This window comes from Mangrovimonas aestuarii, from assembly GCF_028767185.1.
Taxonomy (GTDB): Bacteria; Bacteroidota; Bacteroidia; order Flavobacteriales; family Flavobacteriaceae; genus Mangrovimonas_B; species Mangrovimonas_B aestuarii.
The window spans coordinates 225,369-248,754 of record NZ_JARACK010000006.1; the positions used below are offsets into that span (position 1 = coordinate 225,369).

General features: G+C 40.3%; 17 protein-coding genes. 10 read left to right on the top strand and 7 right to left on the bottom strand.

Translation table 11 applies throughout. The features are described 5' to 3' along the window. Positions 1–35 precede the first annotated feature (35 nt). The 3 genes from PWU04_RS09660 to PWU04_RS09670 all read right to left on the bottom strand — a co-directional run bounded on the left by PWU04_RS09660 (position 36) and on the right by PWU04_RS09670 (position 3,099). Entirely contained in the window at positions 36–743 is a 708-nt protein-coding gene (locus PWU04_RS09660) for a sulfotransferase family 2 domain-containing protein (RefSeq protein WP_274475891.1), read from the bottom strand. Then, on the bottom strand, positions 740–2,023 hold the full coding sequence (locus PWU04_RS09665) for an ABC transporter ATP-binding protein (protein WP_274475892.1): 1,284 nt from the start codon (positions 2,021–2,023) through the stop codon (positions 740–742). The genes PWU04_RS09660 and PWU04_RS09665 overlap by 4 nt, the downstream gene beginning before the upstream one ends. A gap of 212 nt (positions 2,024–2,235) precedes the next feature. Next, positions 2,236–3,099: an ABC transporter permease gene (locus PWU04_RS09670; protein ID WP_274475893.1), complete on the bottom strand. Its 864-nt coding sequence runs from the start codon at positions 3,097–3,099 to the stop codon at positions 2,236–2,238. Positions 3,100–3,836: 737 nt separating this feature from the next. Between PWU04_RS09670 and PWU04_RS09675 the strand changes: the two genes are divergently transcribed. Both PWU04_RS09675 and PWU04_RS09680 read left to right on the top strand, forming a co-directional pair. After that, positions 3,837–5,129: a nucleotide sugar dehydrogenase gene (locus PWU04_RS09675; protein ID WP_274475894.1), complete on the top strand. Its 1,293-nt coding sequence runs from the start codon at positions 3,837–3,839 to the stop codon at positions 5,127–5,129. Then, on the top strand, positions 5,129–6,112 hold the full coding sequence (locus PWU04_RS09680; RefSeq protein ID WP_274475895.1) for an SDR family oxidoreductase: 984 nt from the start codon (positions 5,129–5,131) through the stop codon (positions 6,110–6,112). The genes PWU04_RS09675 and PWU04_RS09680 overlap by 1 nt, the downstream gene beginning before the upstream one ends. Before the next feature lie 421 nt (positions 6,113–6,533). Here PWU04_RS09680 and PWU04_RS09685 read toward each other — a convergent pair whose 3' ends face one another. Beyond that, on the bottom strand, positions 6,534–9,023 hold the full coding sequence (locus tag PWU04_RS09685) for a polysaccharide biosynthesis tyrosine autokinase (RefSeq protein ID WP_274475896.1): 2,490 nt from the start codon (positions 9,021–9,023) through the stop codon (positions 6,534–6,536). A gap of 3 nt (positions 9,024–9,026) precedes the next feature. After that, positions 9,027–9,827 (bottom strand): polysaccharide biosynthesis/export family protein, encoded by an 801-nt coding sequence (locus PWU04_RS09690; protein WP_274475897.1) that lies wholly within the window; start codon positions 9,825–9,827, stop codon positions 9,027–9,029. A gap of 103 nt (positions 9,828–9,930) precedes the next feature. Here PWU04_RS09690 and PWU04_RS09695 point away from each other — a divergent pair, with 103 nt between their 5' ends. From PWU04_RS09695 to PWU04_RS09725, 7 genes are all read left to right on the top strand, one after another. Then, a complete protein-coding gene (locus tag PWU04_RS09695; RefSeq protein ID WP_274475912.1) occupies positions 9,931–11,793 on the top strand; it encodes an ABC-F family ATP-binding cassette domain-containing protein in 1,863 nt (620 codons plus the stop codon). A 7-nt stretch (positions 11,794–11,800) separates the two neighbouring features. Then, on the top strand, positions 11,801–12,571 hold the full coding sequence (locus PWU04_RS09700) for an O-methyltransferase (RefSeq protein WP_274475898.1): 771 nt from the start codon (positions 11,801–11,803) through the stop codon (positions 12,569–12,571). 440 nt (positions 12,572–13,011) lie between these two features. Continuing rightward, complete coding sequence (locus PWU04_RS09705) at positions 13,012–13,698, top strand: ABC transporter ATP-binding protein (RefSeq protein WP_274475899.1); 687 nt, start codon at positions 13,012–13,014, stop codon at positions 13,696–13,698. Positions 13,699–13,777: 79 nt separating this feature from the next. Continuing rightward, complete coding sequence (locus PWU04_RS09710) at positions 13,778–14,350, top strand: cob(I)yrinic acid a,c-diamide adenosyltransferase (protein WP_274475900.1); 573 nt, start codon at positions 13,778–13,780, stop codon at positions 14,348–14,350. A 161-nt stretch (positions 14,351–14,511) separates the two neighbouring features. Next, on the top strand, positions 14,512–14,733 hold the full coding sequence (locus PWU04_RS09715; RefSeq protein WP_019387375.1) for a DUF2795 domain-containing protein: 222 nt from the start codon (positions 14,512–14,514) through the stop codon (positions 14,731–14,733). A gap of 163 nt (positions 14,734–14,896) precedes the next feature. Further along, the gene (gene secA, locus PWU04_RS09720; RefSeq protein WP_274475901.1) at positions 14,897–18,250 is read left to right on the top strand and encodes a preprotein translocase subunit SecA; all 3,354 of its coding nucleotides are present in this window, start codon (positions 14,897–14,899) and stop codon (positions 18,248–18,250) included. Between the two features lie 100 nt (positions 18,251–18,350). Then, complete coding sequence (locus PWU04_RS09725) at positions 18,351–18,755, top strand: hypothetical protein (RefSeq protein WP_274475902.1); 405 nt, start codon at positions 18,351–18,353, stop codon at positions 18,753–18,755. A gap of 471 nt (positions 18,756–19,226) precedes the next feature. Here the strand turns inward: PWU04_RS09725 and PWU04_RS09730 are convergent, their stop codons facing one another. Then, positions 19,227–19,376, bottom strand: coding sequence for a hypothetical protein (locus PWU04_RS09730; protein WP_274475903.1), 150 nt, complete (start codon positions 19,374–19,376; stop codon positions 19,227–19,229). 1,378 nt (positions 19,377–20,754) lie between these two features. After that, positions 20,755–21,219 carry a hypothetical protein gene (locus PWU04_RS09735; protein WP_274475904.1) on the bottom strand — a complete coding sequence of 155 codons (465 nt, stop codon included), beginning with the start codon at positions 21,217–21,219 and terminating at the stop codon, positions 20,755–20,757. A 234-nt stretch (positions 21,220–21,453) separates the two neighbouring features. Between PWU04_RS09735 and PWU04_RS09740 the strand changes: the two genes are divergently transcribed. After that, on the top strand, positions 21,454–23,386 hold a 1,933-nt coding region (locus PWU04_RS09740), incomplete at its 3' end, for a malectin domain-containing carbohydrate-binding protein (protein WP_274475905.1).

Genomic DNA, 23,386 nt, shown 5'->3' on the forward strand with positions numbered 1-23,386 from the left:
TTTATTTTCTATGTAAGAAGAAACCTAATAATATTTTATTCTAAAAAAGACTTTGAATTAAAATTTGACTTTAAACGCTGTGGCATAGATTTCAAATCTTCAAATTCATACTTAAGGTATTTTATATCAGCTCCGTAAAACTTCTCTAATAATTTTCTTCTTTTATGATTATAGAAAAAAGAGTAATGATTAAGTTTCTTTTTTCCAATATTTGATTTAGAAACTAAAAATTTTTGAATTAATTCTTGGTCTAACTTTAAATCCAAAATATCTTCCCTATAATTTTCTAGCTTTACAACCTTATCATAGATAATTTCCTTACCATGAACAAAAAAATAAGACTTTTGCGAATAAAGGTGATCTCCCCTATAAATTGGACTATTCGATTCTGTCAATATCTTTTTATACTTGCCCTTTGCTTTAATAAAATTAGTAAAGGTATCTTTTAACCGATAATTATTAGATATCCATAAATAATCAGACAATGCTCTGCTCCAAGGATTTCTAACCACAATAAACTTATAATAAGAGTTCCATTGCTCCTTTGTTATATAGCCTAAATCTAAAAGTTGTTCAGGTGTTGCATGCTGTAAATAAATATTGTTTTTATTACACCATCCGAATAAATTCAAGTGATTCTTAACTGTATTATCTGAAGTATCTATACCAAATGACCTTTCAATACTTGAACCAGCACATTTAGAAATATGAATAAATATACATTTATGCTTATGCGAAATCATTGTTTAGCTTCTGTGTATTCGCTCCAAGAATGATCCAAAAGAATTTTACCTAAATTATCTGATGTAGGTAGTTTTCCACTACCGTAAAAATCCCCATTTAAAATTTCGAATTTCTTGAGTTTATTATTCTCGTAAAGCACCTCCATTTCATAAAGATTCAAAATTTGTATTCCTAAAAAATATTCACCAGAACCTATAGATAATTTTTGAACCTTACAAGTAAATTGCCTTACCATATTCCCTTTTATTACAGCTTGACGGCTTAAGTGAAATGTATTTAGTGTGGCAATCAGTGTTTCATTAGTATCGAATATTTGGAGACGAACATTTATATTTTTAGTATTATTTTTATTACAAACATTTAATTGAAAAATAAAAGGCTTACCTAAAATTAAAGAGGTCGCATCTTCATTTAAATAATCTATGATTTTAAAATCCAATAGCTCGATACCTTTTCCTTGGATTGGAAATACGATATCTTCATTGGAACTATTACTTTTTAAATAATAAGAAACACTTTTATCTACATTTCCTTCAAAAACAATGCTTCCATTTGACATAACAATGCATCTAGTACACAACTTCTGTATAGATTCCATATTATGGCTTACAAAGAGAACTGTTCTTCCTTCCCCTTTGGAAATATCCTGCATTTTACCAATGGCCTTCTTTTGAAACTCTGCATCCCCTACAGCCAACACCTCATCAATCACCAAGATATCTGGTTCCAAAAAGGCCGCTACAGCAAAAGCCAGACGCACGCGCATTCCACTACTATAGCGCTTTACCGGGGTATCGACATATTTGTCGCAACCGCTAAAATCAATTATTTCATCTTCTTTGCTTTTTATTTCGGCTTTGGTCATCCCCAGAATTGCTCCGTTGAGGTAGATATTTTCTCTTCCTGTAAGCTCTGGATGAAAACCTGTTCCCACCTCCAGCAATGAAGCTATTCGTCCTTTGGTTTTTATTTCGCCTGTAGTTGGATTGGTTACTCGTGACAGTATTTTAAGCAAGGTAGATTTTCCAGCACCATTTTTTCCTATAATTCCAAGTACCTCCCCTTTTTTTACCTCAAAATTGACATCCTGTAATGCCCAAACATACTTACTACTTCCCTTGACACTACGATCATTAACATCCCCAACTTTTAAAAACGGATCTTCTTTGCCACGCACCTTGTACCAAAAGCGTTTTAAGTCGTCTTGCAAAGCTCCTGTTCCTACCAATCCGAGACGGTATTGTTTACTAATATTTTCTGCTTTTAAGATTACGCTCATATTCATTTCCAACTCCTTTTAAAAAGATTGTCACGGGCTATCTCCCTCGCAATGACATATTTGATTGAATTCTCCTATCCCGCTTCTTCTCGATACATCCAGCCATTGACTGGACACTCGAAGTGACGCTTGGGTTTGATATTGTTTTGCTCGTCATTTCAATTTTTCGGTTGACCATACGTTAGTTCACACAATGACATTTCGTTTCACAACTACACTGTATCGATAAAACTTTTTTCAGTTCTATTAAATACAACCAGTCCTATTAACAAAATCAATAATGTAATGCTAAGGGTATATAACAATCCATATATATTAAAAGTTCCTTCCCCCAACAGCATATAACGGGTCGACTCAATAACGTAAGCCACTGGATTATACTCTACCAACCACGCAAAGCGCGGCAACTTTTCTCTCATCAATGCCAAAGGATACATAACCGCCGATGTGTACATGAGCAGTTGCACCCCGAAATTTAGAAGATACTTTAAGTCTCTGTATTTGGTAATCATTGAGGAAATAATCATGCCCAAGCCCAAGCCCAAAAGTCCCATTAAAGCGACCAAAACAGGAAAAAACATGACATAAGGGGTAGGTTCTACGGTCGCTCCCTTATATATGTAATAGCCATAAAAACCTATAAAAATAAGCAACTGAATAGCAAACCTTATTAGGTTTGAAATCACCACTGACAAAGGTGAAATAATTCTAGGAAAATACACTTTACTAAAAATACCAGCGTTACTCTTAAAGGTGTCTGAGGTAGCCGTCAAACAGCTTCTAAAGTAGTTCCAAATGGTAATCCCTGCTAAATTGAATAAAAAAGGGGGAACTGTGCCTGTATCGATATTAGCTACTTTATTGAAGATTAGCGTAAAGGTTATTGCCGTAAAGAGCGGTTGAATTAAATACCACAGTGGCCCTAAAATGGTTTGTTTATACACTGTAACCACATCCCGCTTTACGAATAGAAAAAGTAAATCGCGATAACGCCATATCTCCTTAAAATTAAAATTAATCAGTTTCCGCTTGGCTGAAATTGTATACAGCCATTGCTCTTCACTCGAGGTATTCAATATTCTGGGGTTTTTAGTCTATGCTAATATAGCAATTCGTTAAGGAAACAAACAAGACAATCTAACGGTTTGCGATAAGTAATCCAAATTTCTCGATAATCGTCTACTAGAGCATTAATATCCCAACAGTAAAAGCACCACATAGCTTGTTCCTTTGTAATAGATTCCCACGCTTCAGTTGGTTTCGCTACCTATGACGTATTAATATAAATACTCCTATCACGCTACTTCTCGATACAATTATCAAAAAATGATGTTTTTTGATAATTACTCGAAGTGACGCTTGAATTTTAGCCCGATTTTGGGATGTCATCTCAATTTATACGGTTTCCAAAAGGTTTGTTCTCGGAATGACACTAATTTTAAATTCGATAAAACACCTATCTGAGGAACTGCAATTATCGCATTCCCGACTTTCTTTTAACGGATTCTCTTATCAAACATGCTTCCGTCAGTTAAAATAAAACTAGTCGCGAAGAAGATTTCAAATAAATAACACACTAAAAGACAACTATTGTCTTAGAAAATCCCTTGTCTTTTCCTCGACCCTAAAGGATGGACAAGGAATTTCCTAAATTATAAACATTCAATCTAAACGTAAAACCAGAAACAAAAAACTAGAACCTTAAAATCAAATCACCGACTAAAACAACCATAAATCTAAAAAGTTCTTAAAAGCATAATCTGCTTAAACTTTTTGAGTAGATTTGAAAGAGCACTAACAAAAATCACAACCTATGCATTCAAAAGACTCCTTAGCCGTTATCGGGCTGGGCTATGTAGGCTTACCCTTGGCAGTTGAATTTGCAAAACAATATCACGTAATTGGGTTCGATATTAATACCAAACGGGTAGATGAACTTCGCAATGGGAAAGACCGTACCTTGGAGGTTGAAGATGCCGAATTGAAATCGGTTCTGTCTATAAATAAAAACAATGAAAATGGGCTTTACATTACCAGTGACATAGAAGACTTGACCCAGTGTAATATATACATTGTAACGGTCCCCACACCCACTGACGAACTGAACAAGCCTATATTCACGCCTTTGATTAAGTCCAGTGAAACGGTAGGGAAAGTGCTTAAAAAAGGGGATATAGTAATCTATGAATCTACAGTTTACCCTGGGGTTACAGAAGACATTTGTGTCCCTATACTAGAACGGGAATCCGGACTAAAGTTCAACTCCGATTTCTATGCCGGTTATTCCCCTGAACGCATAAACCCTGGAGACAAGTTGCATACGGTAACTAAAATATTGAAAGTGACCTCGGGCTCTACCCCAGAAATAGCCGATCGGGTGGATGCTCTGTACCGTTCTGTCATTACAGCTGGCACCCATAAGGCACCGAGCATTAAAGTTGCCGAAGCTGCTAAGGTAATCGAAAACTCACAACGAGATATCAACATTGCCTTTGTCAATGAGCTCTCCAAAATTTTTAGGTTATTGGATATCGATACCAAAGCTGTTTTGGAAGCAGCCGGCACCAAGTGGAACTTTATCAATTTCAGTCCGGGACTGGTAGGTGGACACTGTATAGGTGTAGACCCTTATTATTTGGCTCAAAAAGCCATTGAAACCGGCTATAACCCTGAAATAATCCTAGCAGGACGCAAGATGAACGATAGTATGGGCAGTTATGTAGCTCAGGAAACAGTGAAGATGATGATCAAGAAAGGTGCAACCATTAAAGGCGCAAAGGTTCTGGTATTGGGAATCACCTTTAAGGAAAACTGTCCGGACATCCGCAACTCTAGAGTTATTGATATCATTAGAGAACTGCAAGAATATCAGGTAGAGGTTGAAGTATACGACCCTTGGGCTTCTGCTGAGGAAGTGAATCACGAATACGGCTTGGATTTAATTTGTTGTGATGACCAACTGCACCCTAAATATGATGGCATTGTACTGGCTGTAGCCCACAACCAATTTCTGGAATTGAACATCCCTGCTATGAAATCGGATATCGGAGTTATTTTTGATGTAAAATCCCTATTGCCTAAACACATAACTGACGCTAGATTGTAATGTACACAACAAAATACCATAATCAAGATTTATCTGAATTTTCATTCTTAGTTACAGGAGGAGGTGGCTTTATTGGAAGTAATATCGTCCAATACCTAATAAACCATAATGTAAAATTGGTTCGTGTTCTTGACAATTTCTCCAATGGCTACCGTGAAAACCTCAAAGAATTTATGGGTCACCCTGCATTTGAACTTATTGAAGGTGATATCCGCGACCTTGACATCTGCAAAGCTGCCATGAAAAACATGGATTATGTATTGCACCAGGCCGCATTGGGATCGGTACCCCGATCTATAAACGATCCGTTAACAACCAATAATGTTAACATCACAGGCTTTTTGAATATGATGATTGCCATTAAAGAAAGTAGTACTGTTAAGCGTATGGTATATGCTGCTTCCAGCTCCACTTATGGCGACAGCAAAGCATTACCAAAAGTAGAGGACAATATTGGGAAGCCATTATCCCCCTATGCCGTTACAAAATATGTAAACGAGCTCTATGCCGACGTATTTGGAAAAACCTATAACACCGATGTTATTGGACTTCGTTATTTTAACGTTTTTGGACCAAAACAGAGTCCAAAAGGGGCCTATGCCGCGGTTATTCCTTTATTTATGCAAGCCCTGAATGATGGTGAATCTCCAACAATAAACGGTGATGGCGAACAAACACGAGACTTTACCTTTGTTGCCAATGCCGTTCAGGCAAATATTAAAGCCTGCTTTGCGAATAAAGACGCTGCAAATCAAGTATTCAATGTCGCTTGCGGAGAACGCATTAGCGTTAACCAATTATGGCAAAGTTTAAAATCGGCTGCTGCTTCCGATATGGAAGCGGCCTATGGTCCGCCACGCCAAGGCGATGTAAGGGATTCTTTGGCTGATATTTCTAAAGCAGAACGATTATTGGGTTACCAACCTGAATATACTGTTGACCAAGGACTGAGATTGACTTGGGAGATGTTTATTTCCAAATAATTGCCATCCTGAGAAGAATATCATCCTGAGGAAAGCTCAGCTCGACGTAAGGATCTCTACCTAAGAAAAGAGATGTACAAGTTAAGCAACTTTGCTCCTACTCAACAGATTCTTACGATACTTCATATCTCAGAATAACATCTCAAAAAATACAGCCCCCTCCTTTTCAAGGAGGGATACCTAAGGCAGTGTGGTTAATGCCAACACAACTCTTCTGACAATACTTTTTAGATAAAAAAATCCAACTAACAATATTGAAACTGTCAGTTCGAGTTGAGCCCCAATGATAATTGGAGCGAAGTATCGAGAACATTCTAGAACTACTCTCTCACTTCTTCTCGATACATTTTCAAAAAATCACCATTTTTTGAAAACACTCGAAGTGACGTTAGGCTTAATACTGTGTACTAAATTCTATTTTCTAACTCACCTTCTCATGCCCATTAACTAGCTTCTTAACCTTTTTCAATAGAGAATCCTTTTTATCCTTTTCGTGATAAGCATTACCATACACACCATAACCGTATCCATAGCCATAACCGTAACCATACCCATAGTTTTGATTGGTTTTATGCTTGTAGAAGTTCAATACAAAACTGATGTTCTTAATCTCTCCCGCACGGTATTTGGCATTGATTAATTGAAGCATTCCTTTTTTGGTATAATCCAATCGCACCATAAACAGAGAAGCATCTGCATACTGAACCAATTCTAAAGCGTCTGTAACCAATCCCAGAGGAGGTGTATCCAAAATAATGATATCGTAAGTTTCCTTAAGTGTAGCAAATAATGTTTTCATTTGACCGCTCATCAATAATTCTGATGGGTTTGGAGGAACGGGCCCCGATGTAATCACATCGAGGTTATCGATATGGGTTGACATAATTACTTCATCTAGACTGACCTCATCAATAAGGTAGTTTACAATTCCAATCTCATTAGTCAGATTGAAATCATCGAATATTTTAGGTTTTCTTAAATCCAACCCAAGCAAAATGGTCTTTTTACCAGAAAGCGCATAGGCCGTAGCAACATTTATGGAACAGAAGGTCTTCCCCTCCCCACTTACCGAAGAGGTAATCATTAGTGATTGGGCATCTTCCTTTTTTCCTTGTTGTTTAAAAATAAACTGAAGGCTGGAACGTATGGATCGAAACGACTCCGCCACTGCCGACTTCGGTTTTTCATAAACCACTAAATTGTTCTTATAGCGGTATTTACCAAGCAAACCTATGATAGGTATATTGGACAATCTTTCCACATCATCCGAACCGTGAATGGTGTTATCTAACAAATACACCACAAAAATCAAGAACATTGGAGCAAAGAAACCTACCATCAAAGCCATCATATAATTTAGGCTTTTATTAGGACCTATAAGTCCGCCACCAATATCTTTTGCTTCATCAATAATCGTTATATCAGACACATTAGCCGCCTTAACAATCGCTGCTTCCGAGCGTTTTGCCATATACACATTATAAGCCTCTTGGCTAATATCCAGCTTACGCTGTATCTTTAAAAACTTCTGTTGATCTTCAGGAAGATTACTAAGTTTGGCTTCCAATTTTGCTATCTGACGATTTACATTCTGCAACTGTAAACCTATAGTCTTCTTAGTAGCATCAATAGTTTCCAGCAATACATTCTTTTCAGCATCAATACGTCTATCCAAATCCTTGAATAAAGCAGACTCCTCACGGGTTGTATACTCCAAACTTTGGCGTTCGATAGCCAAGGCAGTAATCTTAGTTACACTACTTTGTATATTCCCTTCTGTAATCCCAACCGATGATGGCGCTGCAATATTTATATAATCTGTTTTGGTATTCAGGTATTGCTCCAAAGCATCTAAGTAATTTAATTTGGTTTGCTCCTCTTCACGATGTAATTCAAACTCCCTTAAACGACTAGATATTTGGGTCATTTCTTCATCTACATTAAACACTTTATTGTCCTTACGGAAGCGGTTCATCTCATCTGCAAAATCTTTCAGATTACTGTTTACGGCTGCCAAACTGCTATCAATAAATTTAATGGTATTGGTAGCATAAAGGTTTTTGCGCTCCAGTTCAGTTTTACTTAATATCTCAGCAGTAGCATTTAGGTAATCGACAATTTTAGCCTTATTATGACCACTCATTGCTAGCGAAAGCACTGCGGAAGACCTTGAAAAAGGATTTGCAGAAACAGCTTTTTGGTATTGATAAACAATTCCATCAAAATTAGAGAACCTTATAAAAAACTCCTTGTCGGGATTAATAGCTCTATCGTTTCGTTTGTGCACTGTAAGGTTTAAAAAAGGGAGCCTAATAGGTTCACCAACTTTAAAGGTCTTGGCAAACGGCCCTGTTGAAACTTGGGCAGTCCCCTTATGTTTATCTCCATAAAACTGTACAGGAACACTACCCGATTCAAATGTTGTAAAGAGCTCAAATTTTTTATCGTCTAAAAAACGGATTCCAATGGGTTCCCCCAATATTTGTCCTTTAGACTTATCGATTTCCACATAAAAGGGAGCATCTTTATAAACATCGACCATACGGTACTTCCCCTGTACCAGATAATCCATATAGAACTGGAGGGAATCCACCACTTTTTCGTTGTGGCTACGGGTTTGAATACTGGTAATGACCTTACTCGTTTTTCCCGACACCCCTCCCCAATTAAAGGAAATACTGGTATTCGCAGTAAAGAAAGGATTCTGGTCATTCTCTACGGAAATCAATGAACTCAAACGATAAACGTTCTGTTTACGAACGTTTATCATATAAGCAATCACCATAGCCACTCCTATAGACAATAATACCAACTTCCACAGGTTTAAAGCCTTAAATAAAAACCCCTGAAAGTCGAAACTCATACGTCCGGATTGCCCAGACTCCATATCGTCAAAATCCTGATAGTTCATGGTTTAAAATCGATCAATTAGTAAAATAGTAGTCCCCAACAATGTTACCAAACCAACAACTGTGGTTATGGTCTGCACTCCAGTTGTTCCTGTCCCCCAAGTTTTTTGTTTGAGGGGTTTTACATAAATAATATCGTTGGGCTGTATATAGTAATATGGGGAGTGCATCACATTCACATCAGTAAGATCTATATGGTGAATCTTTTGCCCCTGGGGGTACTGACGGATTATTAACACGTCTTTTTTATCACCTGTTACTGGGATTTCTCCACAATTGGCTATGGCTTCAAATATATTTACACGCTCCTGAAACAAGGTTTTAGTGCCTGGGCTTCCTACCTCTCCATTAGCAGTAAACCTAAGTCCCGTCAACTTAACAGTAACAAATATATTAGCTGTTTCCTTAAATTGCTCTTCCAGTAGTTTCTTTTCGAGCATCTGTTCTATTTCTTCTGTGGTATATCCCAATACATTTACTTTTCCCAAAGTAGGAATGCGTATGTTTCCGTGAAGGTCTACGGTAAACCCATCAAAATATGCTCGCTGATCGCTATCTGCATTAAGGATATCCTCTCCTATTGGATTGAATATCTGTACCGTTTCCTGATCCAAAGCTTTAACACGGATATTTAGTATATCGTTAATCTGTATACGATATGGCGGTTGTTGAGGGGTAAGTTCCGGTAAGCTATCTTGAGCAGTTTTATTGGTGTCAGTTTGTAAATAAATGATGTCCTTATGCGGAATACAGGAACTGACAAACACACATAACAAAATACATAGCGTGCCCAGACAATGCTTCATAATAAAGGGATTGGTTACTCACAAATATAACTTTTAAGCAGGAATATAAAAACTAATGTCTTTTTTTTTGGGATTTTATCCGTTCTTTGCAAAAACGACTGCTTTGAACTATTTAACGGTAGAACAGATATCGAAATCATACGGGGAACTTACCCTATTTGAAAACCTGTCCTTTAGCGTACATAAGGACCAGAAAATTGCCTTTGTAGCTAAAAACGGATCGGGGAAGACCTCCATTCTAAATATCTTGGCCGGAGACGATCAGCCTGATAGTGGACAAGTGATTTACCGCAAGGGCATTACTGTTTCCTTTTTACCTCAAGAACCAAAGTTGAATGGCGAACTAACTATTGAGCAGTCTATTTTTGCTGGCGACCATGCTATTCTCAAAGTTATAGAGCAATACGAAAAAGCAATAAAAAACCCTGAGGACACTGAAGCCTATCAAAAAGCGTTTGAAGCTATGGACCGTCATCAGGCTTGGGACTTTGAAACCCAGTATAAGCAGATTCTTTTCAAACTAAAATTGGAAGATCTCAGTAAGAAAATAAAACTGCTTTCTGGAGGGCAAAAGAAACGTTTGGCTTTAGCCATGGCACTTATCAATAAACCAGACTTATTAATACTGGATGAGCCTACCAACCATTTAGATCTAGAAATGATCGAGTGGCTTGAAGCTTTTTTTGCCAAAGAACAGATGACGTTGTTTATGGTAACACACGACCGCTACTTCTTGGAGCGTGTGTGTAATGAGATTATCGAATTAGATCACGGTAAGCTTTATACCTATAAAGGGAACTACTCTTATTATCTGGAAAACAAAGAGACCCGAATCGCCCAAGAGGAAACCGAAACTGCAAAAGCCAAACAACTCTTTAATAAAGAACTGGAATGGATGCGTCGTCAGCCTAAAGCGCGAACCACAAAATCCAAATCCAGAATAGACGACTTTTTCGAAATAAAGAAAAAGGCTCACCAAAGAAGAAAAGACCATGTTGTTCAATTGGAGATAAACATGGAACGCTTGGGAAGCAAAATATTAGAGCTCCATAAAATCAGTAAGGCCTATCCCAACAAAACCATTCTAAAGGACTTTGAATATGTTTTCAAAAAAGGGGAACGTATCGGTATCATTGGTAAGAATGGTACAGGGAAGTCTACTTTTTTGAATATGCTTACTGGCAACCTAAAACCCGACAGTGGTAAGGTTGTTATGGGAGAAACTCTTAAGTTTGGTTACTACACCCAAAACGGTATAAACGTAAAACCAGACCAAAAGGTTATTGATGTTCTCCGTGAATTTGGAGATTTCATTCCATTAAAAAAAGGACGCCAAATAAGTGCTCAACAGCTATTGGAACGTTTCCTTTTTGACCGCAAGAAACAATACGATTATGTAGAAAAGCTAAGTGGGGGTGAGCGTAAGCGCCTTTACCTATGTACCGTTTTAATTCAAAACCCTAACTTCCTAATCCTCGATGAGCCCACAAACGACTTAGACATTGTAACCTTGAACGTTTTAGAAAGTTTCTTATTGGATTACCCAGGCTGCCTTATGGTTGTATCTCACGACCGTTATTTTATGGATAAGATTGTAGACCACCTATTCGTGTTCAAGGGTGAAGGCGTTATTGAAGATTTCCCAGGTAACTACACCGATTACCGTGCTTATGAAGACAGTGCTCCTGCTCAAACTGAGGACGATGCTCCCAAAAAAGAGAAAAAGCAATGGAAGAAAGATAGCAACGTTAAGCTATCATACAACGAGCAAAAAGAATACCGAAACATAGAGAGCAAACTCAAGGTGTTGGAGCGTGACAAGAAAACCCTTGAAGCTGAGTTTTTAAATCCAGATTTAAGTCAGGATGCTATTAACGAGCTCTCCAATAAACTACAGGGAATTATTGACGAAATAGAGGAAAAGGAATTCCGTTGGTTGGAACTTACCGAAAAAATGGAATCCTAATCTGGATATGTGGTATCAAATAAAAGCCTATTTTAAATTCCTTGGCCGGTCTACCAATCAACATGGTATCCACTCCCCATTTGTGTACAGTCTGGTTACCCGTTGCTTTTACGATCGAAAGAAATACACGGAATACAACACCTTAAACCGCTACCGTCAATCATTATTGAATGACAAGATAATGATTGAGGTTGAAGATTTTGGTGCTGGTAGCCGCATATTTAAGAGTAACAAAAGAAAGATTAGTGATATTGCTAAAATTGCTGGCATTACTAAAAAACGAGCTAAACTATTATTCCGTTTATCGCGGTATTTTAAACCAGAGCAAATTTTAGAGCTCGGTGCCTCCTTGGGAATGGGAAGTTGTGCACTTCACCTAGGACACCTAAATGCAGAATTAACAACTATTGAAGGCTGTACCAACACTGCAGCAATGGCAAAAAAGCAATTCGAAAATTTCGGTTTCAATTCAATTTCATTAATACCGAACACCTTTGAACAAGTTCTAAACGACTTCAACAAACCAATTGACTTGGCTTACATAGATGGTCATCATAGCAAGTCGGCGACCTTAAACTATTTCGAAAAACTTCTCCCTTTAACACATAATGACACTGTTTTAATTTTTGACGATATTCATCTTTCTGAAGAGATGTCAGAGGCTTGGGAAGATATAAAACAACATCCACAGGTAACCGTTACCATTGACACCTTCTTTTGGGGCTTGGTGTTTTTCAGAAAGGAACAACGCAAAGAACATTTTGTAGTTAGAATGTAAAACAAACTCCATCAAATAAGAACAAGTTAAATGCCTTTTATACATCTGAGTGTGCTTATTCTTGAATGGCCACGGAGTCGACAAATGTGATCGGCAGAATAATACTATTGCCCCGTTAAGAATTTTTGAAGCCTTGGAGAAAATTTTGGGGCAATAGTATGGTTTTACGATAGTAAAAATTCCTCTCGATCGCCGTCTTTTCTTTTGGTTCGTTTTCTTTGGACGAGCAAAGAAAATGAACAAGAAACAACCTATCAAAATTTACAATACCCAAAACACCTTCTCTACTTGTACTAAAGAGCACCTTCAAACAAAATATAAACTTTAATAATACTCATCAAATTTTCTGTAACAACTCTTATAGGTCAACGTCCTATGTCTGACAAAACTTTTATATTGCAACAAGCTAAAATTAGCTACAACCAACCGAAAAGTACTTTATGAGTAACGTTATAGAAATCAAAAAGATTACTAGAGATTTTAAACTGGGACAAGAAACCGTTCACGTTTTGAAAGGCATCGACCTCGACATTGAACGTGGTGATTACATTGCTATTATGGGGCCTTCAGGATCAGGAAAATCTACTTTAATGAATCTGTTGGGATGTCTGGACACTCCCACTTCGGGGAGCTATATTCTCAACGGTAAAGACGTTAGCCAAATGACCGATGATGAACTGGCTGAAATCCGAAACACTGAAATAGGATTTGTATTCCAAACTTTCAACCTATTACCAAGGACTACCGCATTGGATAATGTAGCCCTGCCAATGATCTATGCTGGAGCTTCAAAAAAAGATCGTATAGCCAGAGCAGAAAAAGTACTTGCCGATGTTGGTTTGGCCGACCGTATGGATCACAAACCCAACCAGCTTTCTGGAGGACAGCGCCAGCGAGTAGCCGTTGGTCGTGCCCTGGTAAATCACCCTTCCATTATTTTAGCCGACGAACCTACCGGAAACCTTGACTCCAAGACCTCGGTAGAAATTATGGCATTGTTCGATGAAATTCATAGCAAAGGAAATACTGTGATTATTGTTACCCATGAAGAAGATATTGCACAACACGCGCATCGTGTCATTCGTTTAAAGGATGGAGTGATTGAAAGTGATACTCGAATAAAATAATACAGAATATAAGTTTTAACAGTTACGGGTATTGATTTCAAGTAATATCCTGTAATTTTAAACAAACCCCTCGAAACACATGAAAATATATACAAAAACCGGTGATGCAGGAAGCACAGCCCTATATGGTGGCACTCGAGTACCAAAACACCATATCCGCATTGAAAGTTATGGTACCGTTGACGAACTCAACTCCTATATTGGATTGATTCGTGACCAAGGGCTAGAAAAAAACGAACATGAACTGCTCATCCGTATCCAAGACCGTTTATTCACTTTAGGCGCCATTATGGCTACCGACCCTGAAAAAGCCATGCTTAAAAGCGGTAAGGAACGCTTGAACATCCCAAAAATATCGGAAGCAGATATTGAACAATTGGAAAAGGAAATGGATTGTATGAATGCAGCCCTTCCTCCTATGACCCACTTTGTTTTACCTGGTGGTCACCAAACGGTGTCATTTTGTCACATAGCACGCTGTGTTTGCCGTAGAGCCGAGCGTTTGGCTACTGCCCTAAACGAATTGGAACCACTTGATGCCAATGTACTCAAGTACCTTAACCGACTATCTGACTACCTATTTGTCTTGGCACGGAAGTTGTCTCAGGACCTGCAAGCAGATGAAATCAAATGGGTTCCAGAAAAACTTTAAAAAAGATGCGTCTGCCCCAAAAGACTTCAGTCTGAAACTATAAGTGTTTACTTTCTTAGTCTGTAGTTTAAGCGCTCTTTTATTTAATGATGAAATAATTCATTTTTTTCTTGACTTTTTGAACTAAAAATATATTTTTGCATTTATAAAAACGAATTACAATGTATTGGACATTAGAACTAGCATCGTATTTAAGTGATGCTCCTTGGCCAGCAACCAAAGATGAGTTGATCGATTACGCCATTAGAACTGGAGCACCTCTAGAGGTTGTTGAAAACCTACAATCGATTGAAGATGAAGGAGACTCCTATGATTCGATTGAAGAAATTTGGTCTGATTATCCAACAGATGAAGATTACCTCTGGAATGAGGACGAATATTAAAAGTATACCCTCCCTTAAAAAAGTCTCTAAACGAGGCTTTTTTTTTGGTTTGGATTTACATAACACCGTAACATAACGTATCTTTGAAGACTTCTTTAAAACACGGAAGTCCCAAAGACTTAACATGGCACCACAAGCTTTTGGTGCTACAAAATTTTAACAAATGAGTTTATTAAATTCAGTTTTAAAAATGTTTGTTGGCGATAAGTCTAAACAAGACGTCAAAGCCATCACTCCTTTAGTAAACAAAATAAAATCTTTCGAGTCGGCATTAGAAGGTTTATCGCATGATGAGCTTCGTGCCAAAACTTTAGCCTTCAAAACTCAAATTGAAGAGGCTAGAAAACCTTTTACCGAACAATCCGACAAACTTCTTGAAGAGGCTGAAGCATCTGAAGATATTGACCGTCGTGAAGACATCTATCAAGAGATAGACAAATTAAAAGACGATGCCTATGCTGCAACTGAAGCTATTTTAAACGATATTTTACCAGAAGCCTTCGCAGTTGTAAAGGAAACAGCAAAGCGCTTTGCTAATAATACCTCCATTACGGTTACAGCCAATGCTTTTGATCGTGAACTTTCAGGAAGCAAGAATTATGTAAATCTGGAAGACGATAAAGCCGTTTGGGCCAACTCTTGGGATGCCGCAGGTAAAGAAGTAACCTGGGATATGATCCACTACGACGTTCAGTTGATTGGTGGTATTGCCATGCACCAAGGAAAAATAGCAGAAATGCAAACAGGAGAAGGTAAAACTTTGGTTGCCACCCTACCAGTTTATCTTAATGCCCTTACAGGCCAAGGAGTACACTTGGTAACCGTTAACGATTATCTTGCAAAACGTGATAGCGCATGGATGGCTCCTATTTTCGAGTTCCACGGATTGAGTGTAGACTGTATTGATTATCATCAGCCAAACTCTGCTGCCCGTAAAAAAGCCTACATGGCCGATATTACTTATGGTACCAACAACGAATTTGGTTTTGACTACCTACGTGATAATATGGCCCACACGCCTAGTGATTTGGTTCAACGTCCTCACAATTATGCTATCGTAGATGAGGTGGATTCTGTATTAGTAGATGATGCTCGTACGCCATTGATTATTTCCGGACCAATCCCACAAGGTGACCGTCATGAGTTCAATGAGCTAAAACCAAAAGTAGATGATATTGTTGGTGTTCAACGTAAATACTTAACTGGAGTATTGGCCGAAGCCAAAAAACTTATTGCTGAGGGTGACACTAAAGAAGGTGCTTTCCAATTACTACGTGTTTATCGTGGTATGCCGAAGAACAAAGCACTTATTAAGTTCTTGAGTGAAGAAGGTGTAAAACAGCTACTTCAAAAAACCGAGAACTTCTACATGCAGGACAACAACCGCGAGATGCCAAAAATTGATGCGGAATTGTTCTATGTAATTGATGAGAAAAACAATCAAATCGAGTTGACAGATAAAGGGGTGGAATACCTTTCTGGTAGTGATGACCCTAATTTCTTCGTGATGCCTGAAATAGGTACCGAAATTGCCAAGATTGAAAAACTAGGGCTTTCTCCTGAAGAAGAAGCTGAAAAAAAAGAAGACCTGTTCAAGGATTTTGGAATTAAGTCTGAACGTATCCATACCTTGACCCAGCTTTTAAAAGCTTATGCACTGTTTGAAAAAGACATTCAATATGTTGTAATGGACAACAAAGTAATGATTGTTGATGAGCAAACAGGTCGTATTATGGATGGTCGTCGTTATAGCGATGGTCTTCACCAAGCGATTGAAGCCAAGGAAAATGTTAAGATTGAAGCGGCAACACAGACCTTTGCTACTGTAACGCTTCAGAACTACTTCCGTATGTACCGTAAGCTTTCAGGTATGACCGGTACAGCTGTAACAGAAGCGGGAGAATTCTGGGAAATCTACGAATTGGATGTGGTTGAGATTCCAACCAATCGTCCTATTGCACGTCATGATAGAGAAGACTTGGTTTACAAAACCAAGCGTGAAAAATATAATGCCGTAATCGATGAAGTAACTAAACTTTCTCAATCGGGTAGACCAGTACTTATTGGTACAACATCTGTAGAAATTAGTGAGCTTTTAGGAAAAATGTTGAGCATCCGTAAAGTACCTCACAATGTACTTAACGCTAAACTTCACAAAAAAGAGGCCGACATTGTTGCCGAAGCAGGACGCCCAGGTCAGGTTACCATTGCAACCAACATGGCCGGTCGTGGTACGGATATTAAATTAACTAAAGAAGTAAAAGATGCAGGTGGATTGGCCATTATAGGTACGGAGCGTCATGACTCACGTCGTGTTGACCGTCAGTTAAGGGGTCGTGCCGGTCGTCAAGGGGATCCGGGAAGTTCTCAATTCTATGTATCGCTTGAGGACAACCTAATGCGTTTATTCGGTAGTGAGCGTATCGCTAAAATGATGGATCGCATGGGGCTTGAAGAAGGAGAAGTTATCCAACACTCTATGATTTCAAAATCCATTGAGCGTGCACAGAAAAAAGTTGAAGAGAACAATTTCGGTGTTCGTAAGCGACTGTTGGAATACGATGATGTTATGAACTCACAACGTGAGGTAGTATACAAGCGTCGTCACCATGCTCTTTTTGGAGATCGCTTACGTGTAGACTTAGCTAACATGATCTACGATACTGCCGAAAATATTGCAGAAAGCAACAAGAATGCCAACGACTACAAAAACTTTGAGTTTGAGCTGATCCGTTACTTCTCTATGAGCAGTCCTGTTAGTGAAGCAGATTTTGACAAAGCTTCAATTCCTGATTTAGCAGGGAAAATCTACAAAGCAGCATACGAGCACTATAAAGAAAAAATGGCTCGTAACGCACAAATGGCTTTTCCAGTAATTAAAAATGTTTACGAAAACCAAGGCGATAAATTCAAACGTATTGTTGTTCCTTTCACCGATGGCGTGAAAACACTTCAAGTGGTAACCGATCTTGAAAAGGCATACGAAACTGAAGGTAAGCAACTTGTAAATGACTTTGAAAAGAACATCACCCTTGCCATTATTGACGATAGTTGGAAAACCCACCTTCGTAAAATGGACGAGTTGAAACAGTCGGTTCAGTTAGCCGTTCACGAGCAGAAAGACCCATTATTGATCTATAAGTTTGAAGCTTTTGAGTTGTTTAAAGATATGATTAATCAAGTAAACAGAGATGTGGTCTCATTCTTATTCAAAGGAGAGCTTCCAACTCAGGATACTTCGGCCATTCATGAAGCTAGACAAACTCCTAAACAGGAAAAAATGGAAACTTCAAAGGAAGAAATCCCTAACTTGGACGAACGTGCTGCACAAAACAGAGCGGCTGGACAAACTCAACCTCAACATGAAACTGTTGAAACTGTTGTTAGGGAAACCCCTAAAATTGGCCGTAACGATAAAGTTACAATTAAGAATGTGATGACAGGTGAAAATAAAACTATGAAGTTTAAACAAGCTGAACCTTTATTGGCTAAAGGAGATTGGGTAATCGTAGAATAATAACCTTTTCATCTCTTGCTTAGGCATAAAAAATCCTGATGTGTTTAACACATCAGGATTTTTTTTTTAATATTGACTCAATCTAAACAACACAACCTATATGAAACGTGTATTAGCCGTATTGGCAGGTCTTATTGTGGCAGGAATAGTAACTTTATTAATTGAAACTCTTGGCACTTATCTTTTCCCACTACCCGAAGGTGCAGATCCTATGAACGATGAATGGCTTAAAAACAATATAGATAAAATCCCCATTGGGGCTATGGCTTGTGTAGCTTTGGCACATGCCTTAGGCATTACCGTTGGGATGATTTTAGCTGGAGCTATAAGTAGAACATCTCCAATCCCTGCTTATATTGTTAGCGGATTAATGATTGTTGCTACTATAGTAAACCTATTTATGATTCCTCATCCAACTTGGTTTATGGCTGTAGATATTTTGGCATGTCTTCTCGGTTTTTTCATTGGAAAACAATTTATTCAAAACAAAATACGTACTAAATAAACTACAAATAATATAAGGGTTAACTTATTGAAGCCATACCGATCGGTATGGCTTTTTTTGCAATCAATCTCCACACCCGATATTTACAGATTTTCAACGAAAATCACATGCTAACAAACTGATTAACAACATTATTTTTTAATTTCATTGAGCAATTTTCCATTTACAGTTTTTCGGTTGATAGCATAAAATTTATAAACGTAAAACCGTATTTACTATGGAGTGCTTTTCAATCCCTAAAAGGTATTTATACCTTTACCCGCTCTTATTTATTTACTTTAACTTTTTATTAATTGCTCCTTGCCTTTCACAAACCATAAGCTTTGGTTCGTCCGGTTTGGTTGGAGAATCTATATTAAACCCCACCTCATTGGACTTTGGTCCCGACGACAGACTCTATGTATCACAACAAAACGGGGTCATATCTGCCTTTACCATAGAACGTGATGGGGCACCAATGGGCGACGGTACCTATACCGTAAACACAACCTCCAATCCTCCTGAGGAAATAACTGTTATACAGACCGATGTTCCCAACCACAATGACCAAGGGATCCTAAATCCCGCACAACAGCGTCTGATCACAGGAATCATGACAGCCGGAACGGCTGAAAACCCCATAATTTATGTCACATCGTCCGATTACCTTTTTGGCGGTGGCGGTGCCGGTGACGACACCAACCTGGACACCAACTCGGGCGTGCTGTCGAAGCTCGAGTGGAACGGAACTTCTTGGGACAAAGTGGACCTGATAAGGGGATTGCCTCGCTGTGAGGAACAGCATGCCACCAATGGTATGGACATATTTGTAAACCCCAACGATGGCAACACCTACCTTCTGATATCCCAGGGAGGGAACAGCAACAAGGGAGCTCCAAGCAATAATTTTGCTGGAACACCAGAGTATTTCTTATCGGGGGCCATTCTCATCGTAAACCTCACTCAACTTGAGGGCATGACCGTTTATACGGACCCCAGAACCAATACGGACTATGTGTACGACCTTCCTACTCTGAACGATCCCACACGTGCCGATATCGCTTTTGGGGACCCAGACTTCCCATACCCTGCCGGCCACCCCTATGCCAACAACACCATAGACGTTGGCGATCCCTTTGGGGGTAACAACAGCCTGAACCAGGCCTTTCCAGAAGCAGGAGGGCCCATTCAGATATTCTCACCAGGCTACAGAAACCCCTACGACGTGGTCATCACTCAAAACGGAAGGATCTATACCTCCGATAATGGTCCCAACAGCGGCTGGGGCGGCCTACCGAAGATATACAGCAAAGCCGACGACACCTTTCTGGGGGACGAGAGCACGATAGCCTACGATCCTATCAACCATTACATCACCAACGAGCTCAATGAAAGTGGAAGTTCACTCATTGGCGATCCCCTGCACTTTGTGGGAACTATTGCCGATGCCAATTTCTCATATTACGGGGGCCATCCCAATCCCATACTGGCATTTCCCGACCGAGCCATGGTAATCAGCTATGAGCACGACGAAGTAACAGACGATTGGGTCGCTACCAACACCTATGACCTACAGGATTTATTGCCCGGAACCTCGGGATACTTCAACGATTCCTTTACTATAGGAGATTTCCCCGAAAGGTCTGACTTAGGGGAGTACCTTATGGATGAGCCCGTTGGCAGCACACAGGTGAACATCCTTGACGTGATCAACTTTTCAACCAACGGTATCGCCGAATATACGGCCTCTAATTTTGGGGGCGCCATGCAGGGCGATATCCTGACCGCCTCCTTTAACGGCGATATAAACCGCTACAAGCTCAATGCGGCTGGAAATGTGGTAGAAGAGTACGAGGCCATCTTCAGTGGCTTTGGGAACATTCCCCTTGACGTTATCGCCATGGGCGATGACCATATTTTCCCCGGGACCGTCTGGGCCGCCACCTATGGCTCCAACAGCATAACCATTTTCGAGCCCACAGCAGTGGACTGCAGCCAGCCGGGGGACCTCGATTACGTTTCAACGGAGGACAATGATGGGGACGGCTATTCCAACCAGGACGAAATAGACAATGGTACAAACCACTGCTCGCAGGGCAGTAAGCCCAGGGACAATGACGGGGACTTTATTTCCGACCTCAACGACAACGACGACGACAACGACGGTATAGACGACATCAATGATGCCTTTGCACTGGACCCTGACAACGGGCTCACCAACAGCCTGCCCATAGTATACCCCTTTTGGAACAACGATCCCGGCACCGGGTTTTACGGTCTGGGGTTCACCGGGCTCATGATCAACAATGCAACCGACTACCTCGACCAGTTCAACGAAGAGAACCTCTCCTTTGGCGGGGCAGCGGGAAAGGCCACTGTGGACCTTGTATCGGGGGGTGATGCCCATTTGGCAAACAACGACCAGGAAAACGCCTTCCAGTTCGGCATCAATGTCGACACTAGTTCCAACCCCTTTACCGTTCACAGCCAGATTGAGTCGCCCTATTTCAGTATCAACGGCTCACAGACCGACCCTATTGACTTTCAGTCCTACGGTATTTTTATCGGGACCGGGGACCAGGACAACTATCTCAAGTTCGTCCTGACCAACGGTACCCTGAACAGTGACAATGTCAACGGTCTTCAGGTAGCCCTAGAAGACCAAGGGGGACTGACCACCAATAATTACGACGTCCCGGATATCCTCAGCTCCAGTGCCGTGGATTTTTACCTGAGCGTAGACCCTGCGGCCAATACGGTACAGCCCTACTATTCCCTGGACGGAGGACAGACACTAAACGTGCTTGGCTCTCCCATTGGACTGCCATCCAGCTTTTTGGACCCTTCGGACAGCAAGGGGCTTGCCGTTGGGATTATATCCACTTCAAGGGGAAATTCAGGTCCTACACCATTTACCGCAACCTGGGACCTGATAGAGGTTTACGAAAACCAAAATGGAGTACTATCCATTGCTCCTGACCCGCTAGAGTTTGGCCTGACCCCTACCAGCAATTCCCTTAGAACAAAATATATCGACCTAAACAATGAGGGAGGTCCTACGGACTCCCCCATTACAGTTACCGAAATCGCCTTCTCAGGGGGTGACGCTTCCTATTTCTCTCATTCGGCCGAGCTGCCGATAGTGGTCAACCCCGGGACATCGGTCAAGGTGCCCATCAACTTTATCTCCACAGAGGATATCGGACTTAAATCAGCATCTCTAAGCGTCACCCACAACGGAAGCAACTCCCCAAATTCGATTACGGTTATGGGAGAATTGACCAGTCTTTTCAGTCCAATTGTGCGGATCAATGCCGGAGGGCCGGAAGTCATTGCCAACGATGGCGGCCCTATCTGGGAAGACAATGCCGCTTTGGGAGGGGCTGTGGGGCCTAGCTACAACGTAAGCTCGGGAGGTCCCTATAGTATTAATGCCTCGGATATGGTCTTCGCCAACCGTGATGCCTCGATTCCTGACTATATAGATGAGACCACCTATACCTCTGTGATGAACTATGAACGTGGTGTTGATATCACCTCTTTCCCTATGGTATTTTCAGTACTGCTACCCAATGGAGAATATATCGTTAACCTGTATTTTGCCAACCTCTACCAGGGCACACAGGATCCCGGACAGCGCATCTTCAGTGTCAACATAGAAAATGAGGTAGCCGTGGACCATTTGGATCCCTCGGCCATCTATGGTCATAGGATTGCTGGAATGGTACAGTACAACGCAACTGTGACCGATGGTATCCTGGAAATTGAGTTCATACGCCACATAAACAACCCGTTGGTAAACGCCATAGAAATTATGGCTTTGCAGATACCACCTTCATCAGAAGAGTTATCAGCCACTCCAAATCCACTGGACTTTGGATTAACCCAAACTAGCAGTTCTGTAAAAACATTACCAATTACCCTAAGTCACAGCGGAGCCCCTACTGATTCCCCAATTACAGTAAGCGATATTACATTCTCGGGTAATGACCCTTCATTCTTTTCCCACTCAGCAAATTTACCTTTAGTAATCGACCCAGGAGTGTCTGTAGAAGTTCCTGTGAACTTTACTCCATCAAATGATTTGGGCTTCAAATCTGCTGACCTGACTGTGGTACACTCAGGAACCAACTCTCCAACAGTCATTCAAGTCTTAGGAGAACTAACAGATCAACTTACACCAATCATTAGAATTAATGCAGGTGGACCTGAAGTGACAGCTACAGACGGTGGTCCAAACTGGGAGGGCAACACCGCCTCTGGAGCAGTTTCCGGTACTGACTACAGTGTCACTTCGGGGGGCTCCTTTACCATTAACGGAACAGATTTGGTATATGCCGACCGCGACCCTTCAATCCCGGACTATATTGACGAAACGACATATACCACAGTAATGAACTCGGAAAGAAGTGTCGGTATATCCTCACCGCCAATGGTTTTCTCCATTCCAATACCCAATGGTGACTATCTGGTAAACCTCTATTTCAACAACCTTTACCATGGTACTTCGGAACCCGGACAGCGAATCTTTAGTGTTGATGTTGAAGGGCAGACCATACTCAGCGACTTCGACATAGCGGCAACCTTCGGGCACCGTATAGCCGGACTGGTTCAATACAACGCCACTGTAAGCGACGGTATACTGGACATTG

Excerpts from the sequence above, each read along its gene's own strand:
- PWU04_RS09660 (WP_274475891.1), bottom strand. The coding sequence starts at position 743 with ATGATTTCGCATAAGCATAAATGTATATTTATTCATATTTCTAAATGT.
- PWU04_RS09665 (WP_274475892.1), bottom strand. The coding sequence starts at position 2,023 with ATGAGCGTAATCTTAAAAGCAGAAAATATTAGTAAACAATACCGTCTC.
- PWU04_RS09675 (WP_274475894.1), top strand. The coding sequence starts at position 3,837 with ATGCATTCAAAAGACTCCTTAGCCGTTATCGGGCTGGGCTATGTAGGC.
- PWU04_RS09680 (WP_274475895.1), top strand. The coding sequence starts at position 5,129 with ATGTACACAACAAAATACCATAATCAAGATTTATCTGAATTTTCATTC.
- PWU04_RS09685 (WP_274475896.1), bottom strand. The coding sequence starts at position 9,023 with ATGAACTATCAGGATTTTGACGATATGGAGTCTGGGCAATCCGGACGT.
- PWU04_RS09690 (WP_274475897.1), bottom strand. The coding sequence starts at position 9,827 with ATGAAGCATTGTCTGGGCACGCTATGTATTTTGTTATGTGTGTTTGTC.
- PWU04_RS09700 (WP_274475898.1), top strand. The coding sequence starts at position 11,801 with ATGTGGTATCAAATAAAAGCCTATTTTAAATTCCTTGGCCGGTCTACC.
- PWU04_RS09705 (WP_274475899.1), top strand. The coding sequence starts at position 13,012 with ATGAGTAACGTTATAGAAATCAAAAAGATTACTAGAGATTTTAAACTG.
- PWU04_RS09710 (WP_274475900.1), top strand. The coding sequence starts at position 13,778 with ATGAAAATATATACAAAAACCGGTGATGCAGGAAGCACAGCCCTATAT.
- PWU04_RS09715 (WP_019387375.1), top strand. The coding sequence starts at position 14,512 with ATGTATTGGACATTAGAACTAGCATCGTATTTAAGTGATGCTCCTTGG.
- secA (WP_274475901.1), top strand. The coding sequence starts at position 14,897 with ATGAGTTTATTAAATTCAGTTTTAAAAATGTTTGTTGGCGATAAGTCT.
- PWU04_RS09725 (WP_274475902.1), top strand. The coding sequence starts at position 18,351 with ATGAAACGTGTATTAGCCGTATTGGCAGGTCTTATTGTGGCAGGAATA.
- PWU04_RS09730 (WP_274475903.1), bottom strand. The coding sequence starts at position 19,376 with ATGGGGTTTTCAGCCGTTCCGGCTGTCATGATTCCTGTGATCAGACGC.